Here is a 4,711-nt window from a genome sequence, read left to right as displayed (position 1 = left end):
CGGCCGCCGCGGCTCACCGGCCGCGTCCGGAGCATCGGCAGCGACCTGGTCGCCGACATCACCCCCGCGCTCTCCGGCCTGGATGTGCTCGTCACCGATTACTCCTCGCTCGCCTTCGATGCCTCGCTCGTGCCCGTCCCGACGGTGTTCCTCGCTCCCGACGCCGAGGCGTATCAGCGCTCCCGCGGTTTCTACGGACGCTACGAGGATGTCGCCGGCCCGACATGGGCACGCACCTGGCACGAGGCGGCCGCGCAGATCGCCGCGACCCTCAGCGACCCGGTCGAGCGGGAGCGGCGCACCCGCCGGGCCCGCGACCTCAGCGCGCGAGTCCACGCCTTCGACGACGGACGCAACACCGAACGCGTGTACCGTGCCATCGGGGCAGCGCTCGCGCACCAGACACACCCGGGGGGACGCCGATGATCACCGCCACGTTCGTCAGCACGCCCGCACCCGCGCTCGTTCTCACCGGGACCGGCTCCGCGCCGAGCGGTGGGTCGCTGTACGGTGCCCGCGCCCGCACCGTCGGCACGGTCGATACCTCCGTTGACGGCTGGACCCTGACGCTCCCGCTCGTGGCGTCCCGCTGGGGCGGACCCGAACTGCCGCTTCCGAGCGGTGAGTACCAGCTCGATGTGGCGGGCGGTCCGGATGCGGCGGAGCTCGAGACGCTCCGCACCTCCCCGACGCTGCTCGACACTCTCCGCGCGGAGATCGACGGGCCCACCGTCCGGGTGAGTCCGCCGGTGGATCCGGTGTATGACTCCGTCGAGGGGCAGGATGCGCTGGAACGCCGCTACGCGAGCCGCGTGACCGAGCTGGAGAACGCCGTGTTCTTCGAGAGCTTCTACGGGCGCACCGTCGGCTGCAACCCGCTCGCGATCGATCGGGAGCTCGCGCGCGTCGCGCCCGGCGTGACCCGCTACTGGAGTGTCGTCGACCTCTCGGTGCCCGTCCAGGACGGTGCCGTCGCGGTCGTCGAAGGGACACCCGCCTGGGGGCGCGCCCGCGCCCGCGCGCGCCTGCTCGTCGTCAACGACTGGCTACGCCGCCGGTTCGTCCGCCACCCCGGGCAGATCGTGCTGCAGACGTGGCACGGCACGCCGCTGAAGCGCCTCGCCCTGCACCGTCCCGGCTTCGATCCGCGGCGCGCGCTCGCGGTGCTGCGCGAGTCGCGCCGCTGGAACGTGCTGCTGGCGCAGAACCCCTACGCCGCCCGCATCCTCGGCAAGGCCTACGCGTTCCTCACCCGGCCCATCTGGGTGGAGGGGTATCCCCGCAACGACGCCCTCGTCACCGGCGACCCCGCCGAGGCCCGCGCGGCACTCGGCATCGGTCCCGACGAGCGGGTGGTGCTGTACGCGCCGACCTGGCGGGACGACCGCGACCGCATGGTGGAGTTCATCGATCCGGCCGCGCTCGCGGCGGAGACCGGAGCCATCGTGCTGGTTCGCGGGCACTCGCGCACCCTGCAGCCCGGCCGGGATGCGGAGGGCACGCGGGTGATCGATGTCACCGGGTTCGGCGACACCACGCAGCTGCTGCTCGCCGCGGACGTCCTCGTCACGGACTACTCGTCGGTGATGTTCGATTTCACCGTGACCGGCAAACCGATCGTGTTCCTCGTGCCCGACCTCGAGCACTACCGCGGCGAGTTGCGCGGCTTCTATTTCGATCTGGCTGCGCACGCGCCGGGCGCGCTCGTGCGCACGCAGGACGAGCTCGTGCAGGCGCTGACCGCCGCTGATGATGCGGCGTACGCGCTCGCCTACGCCGCGTGGCGCGAGCGGTTCAACGCCCGCGACGACGGTCATGCCTCCGAACGCGTCGTCGCCCGCATCCTCGATCAAGGCTTCGTCGGCCGCTGACGGTCAGGGCAGCGGCGTGTTCCGCGTGCCGAGCCGGGAGGTGTCGACCGTGTCCTTGGCACCGGTGACGAGCCCCGCGAGGAACCCCGCGCCCCACGACAGATGCATGGTCGGCAGCACGGCGAGCGTCCAGAGCTTGTCCCGCCACCCTCTGCCCCCGCCACGGCCCGCGGCGACGGCGGCGATGAGCAGCACGTAGGCGATCAGCGGCAGATAGACGAGGGATGCCACCCAGCCGGCGATGCCGGTGAGCACTCGTGTCGCCTGGAGCACGCCGACGACGATCGCGGCGGCGACGGCCGCCACGAGCAGCGGCGGGGCGAAGAACCGTAGCGAGTTGCGGCGTCCGTACCGGCGGACGAGCTCGCCTCGCCACGCGCCGGTCGCGCGGAACTGTCCGGCCAGGCGCGTCCAGCTCTCGCGCGGCCAGTACGTCACCGACAGCGTCGGGTCGAACCAGACGCGGTAGCCCGCCTGTCGGATGCGGAGGTTCAGTTCCCAGTCCTCGCCGCGCCGCACCGACTCGTCGAACAGCCCCACCTCGTCGAGCACCGAGCGGCGCATGACGCCGAGGTACGCGGATTCCGCCGGACCTTCCTTGGTGCCGCCGTGGTAAGCGCCGCCACCGAGGCCGATGGGGGAGTTGTAGGCGCGGGCGACCGCGCGCTGGAACGGCGACCTGCCGTCCGCGTGCATCACGCCGCCGACGTTGGCGGCCCGCGTCCGGGCCAGGGTGGCGAGGGCACGCACCGTGTACCCGGGTGCCAGCTCGGAGTGCGCATCGACGCGGACGATGGTGGGCAGGGTGCTCCGCCGGATGGCGAGGTTCAGTCCCGCGGGGATGTCGGCGGCCGGGTTGTCCACCAGGACGATGCGGGGGTCTTCCGACGCGAGGCGATGCGCGATGTCGTTCGTCCCGTCCGAGGACGGACCGAGCGCCAGCACCAGCTCCATCGGTCCCGGGACCTCCTGTGCCAGCACGGTGCGGACGGCGCGCTCGAGGTAACGCACCTCGTTCAGCACCGGCATCACGAACGACACCCCGGCGGCGGTGGGAGGAACCGCAGCGTCGCGTCGGCCGTCCCCGTTCACCTGCATCCGTCGATCATGTCACGGGGCCCCCGGTTAGGCTGGAACGATGCGAGTTGCATCGGATCTGCGTAAGGCCCGGGCGTTCGCCGCCAAGGTCCTCGACAATCGAGCCGCGGTCGCGGAGGTGCGTCAGCGGGTGGCGGCCGAGCCGCCCCTCCCGACCGGACGGTTCCAGATCGCGGTGTACTTCGCCGACGGCGCGGTGAACATGTACCAGATGCGTCAGTGGTACAAACCGCTGGAGGAACTGGCCCGCAGCTGGCCGGTGCTGATCCTCAGCCGCGTCGGCAGCGGCGCCCGTGCCCTCATGAACGAGACGACGCTCCCGGTGGCCTTCGTCCCCACCGTGCGGGATCTCGAGCGGGTGGTCGCGGCACAGGACATCCGCGTCGTTCTCTACGTGAACCAGAACACCCGCAACTTCCAGATGTTCCGGTACGGCCGGCGCTGGCACGTGTTCATCAACCACGGCGAATCCGACAAGATGTACATGACCACGAACCAGTTCAAGGCGTACGACTATGCCTTCGTCGCGGGGGACGCGGCGCGCGAGCGGCTGTCCCGCGTGCTGTGGGACTACGACCTGGACCGGCGCACCTTCGAGATCGGGCGCCCGCAGGCGGACCACTATTCGGGGGTGCTGCCCTACCAGCCGGACGAGCGCACCGTGGTGCTCTACGCCCCGACGTGGGAGGGCGATCGACCTTCCGCGCATTACGGCTCCATCGTCACGCACGGGGAGGCGCTCGTCGCCTCGTTGCTGTCGACCGGACGACACCGTGTCATCTACCGACCCCATCCCCGCAGCGGCGTGGTGAACACCGCCTACGGTGACGCGAACCAGCGCATCGTGGCGGCCATCGCGGCGGCAAACGCGGCGGACCCGTCGGCACAGCACGTCTTCGACGACGGTCCCGAGCTCGGGTGGCAGCTGACGGCCGCCGATGTCGCCGTCGTGGACATCTCCGCGATGGTCTACGACCGTCTCGCGGCGGACAAGCCGTTGCTGATCACGCGTCCCGCGGATGAGCGCGCCGTGGTCGACACCCACGGGTACCTCTCTGCGTGCGACTGGCTGGAGGCGGAGGAGGCCGCGGATATCGCGGCGGTGGTCGATCGTCTGCAGGCCGATCCGGATGCGGGGGAGCGTCTCGCCTCCTGGGTGGAGCGGTATTTCGGGGACACTACCCCCGGTGCGCCAACCGCACGGTTCCATGCTGCGGTGGCAGAACTCATGCGCCGCTGGGACGAGTGGGAGCAGCGCAGTACGGCGACGGATCTGGAGCAGGAGCAGGCGGAGAGCGACATCGACGAGGTCGACACCGACGACTGACGGGGCCGTGGCCACGACACGCCCGGGCGGGGAGCGCGATTTGCCCGACCCCGGGAACCCACGTAAGTTATTACTTGTTCGGCCCACAGGGAAGAGCGAGAGCCGCGAGGCCCGCCCCCTCAAGCGCAGAACACCTCCCATCCTCACAGTTCCTCTCCTTGCGAGAGGGCTTCCGCTGTGTCAGGATGGGGAGTCCGGCTCGTCCGGGTCAGATCAGGGACCACTGCTTCGGTTCACACCGAAGCGAAGCGCCGATTTGACAAGACGAACGAGACGGATAAGATAGTGAAGTTGCCCTGCGGAGAGCGTTGTGAGACGTGAAGGTGGGAGCATCCGATCCTTGAGAACTCAACAGCGTGCACTTGTCAAATGCCAAATAACCTCTGTCCAGCTTTTGGTTGGATGAGATTCCTTT

Annotated in this window: 4 protein-coding genes; 3 read left to right on the top strand and 1 reads right to left on the bottom strand. The window is 70.0% G+C overall.

The genetic code is table 11. From position 1 onward, the window contains the following. Both NT132_RS02820 and NT132_RS02815 read left to right on the top strand, forming a co-directional pair. On the top strand, positions 1–426 hold a 426-nt coding region (locus NT132_RS02820; RefSeq protein WP_297784451.1), incomplete at its 5' end, for a CDP-glycerol glycerophosphotransferase family protein. Then, positions 423–1,871 carry a CDP-glycerol glycerophosphotransferase family protein gene (locus tag NT132_RS02815; RefSeq protein WP_297784448.1) on the top strand — a complete coding sequence of 483 codons (1,449 nt, stop codon included), beginning with the start codon at positions 423–425 and terminating at the stop codon, positions 1,869–1,871. The genes NT132_RS02820 and NT132_RS02815, both read left to right, overlap by 4 nt. A 3-nt stretch (positions 1,872–1,874) precedes the next feature. On the opposite strand, the gene NT132_RS02810 is transcribed toward NT132_RS02815, so the two are convergent. Beyond that, positions 1,875–2,969 carry a glycosyltransferase family 2 protein gene (locus tag NT132_RS02810; RefSeq protein WP_297784446.1) on the bottom strand — a complete coding sequence of 365 codons (1,095 nt, stop codon included), beginning with the start codon at positions 2,967–2,969 and terminating at the stop codon, positions 1,875–1,877. Positions 2,970–3,009: 40 nt separating this feature from the next. On the opposite strand from NT132_RS02810, the gene NT132_RS02805 reads away from it, so the two are divergent. Beyond that, on the top strand, positions 3,010–4,296 hold the full coding sequence (locus NT132_RS02805; RefSeq protein WP_297784444.1) for a CDP-glycerol glycerophosphotransferase family protein: 1,287 nt from the start codon (positions 3,010–3,012) through the stop codon (positions 4,294–4,296). Positions 4,297–4,711: the final 415 nt, after the last annotated feature.

The sequence above is a fragment of the Microbacterium sp. genome (genome assembly GCF_026393345.1).
GTDB lineage: Bacteria > Actinomycetota > Actinomycetes > Actinomycetales > Microbacteriaceae > Microbacterium.
Note: the sequence above shows the minus strand (reverse complement) of the source record. Positions and strands in the feature narration are given on the sequence as shown.

Coding starts and splice junctions, on each gene's coding strand:
- NT132_RS02815 (WP_297784448.1), top strand. CDS start 423: ATGATCACCGCCACGTTCGTCAGCACGCCCGCACCCGCGCTCGTTCTC.
- NT132_RS02810 (WP_297784446.1), bottom strand. CDS start 2,969: ATGCAGGTGAACGGGGACGGCCGACGCGACGCTGCGGTTCCTCCCACC.
- NT132_RS02805 (WP_297784444.1), top strand. CDS start 3,010: ATGCGAGTTGCATCGGATCTGCGTAAGGCCCGGGCGTTCGCCGCCAAG.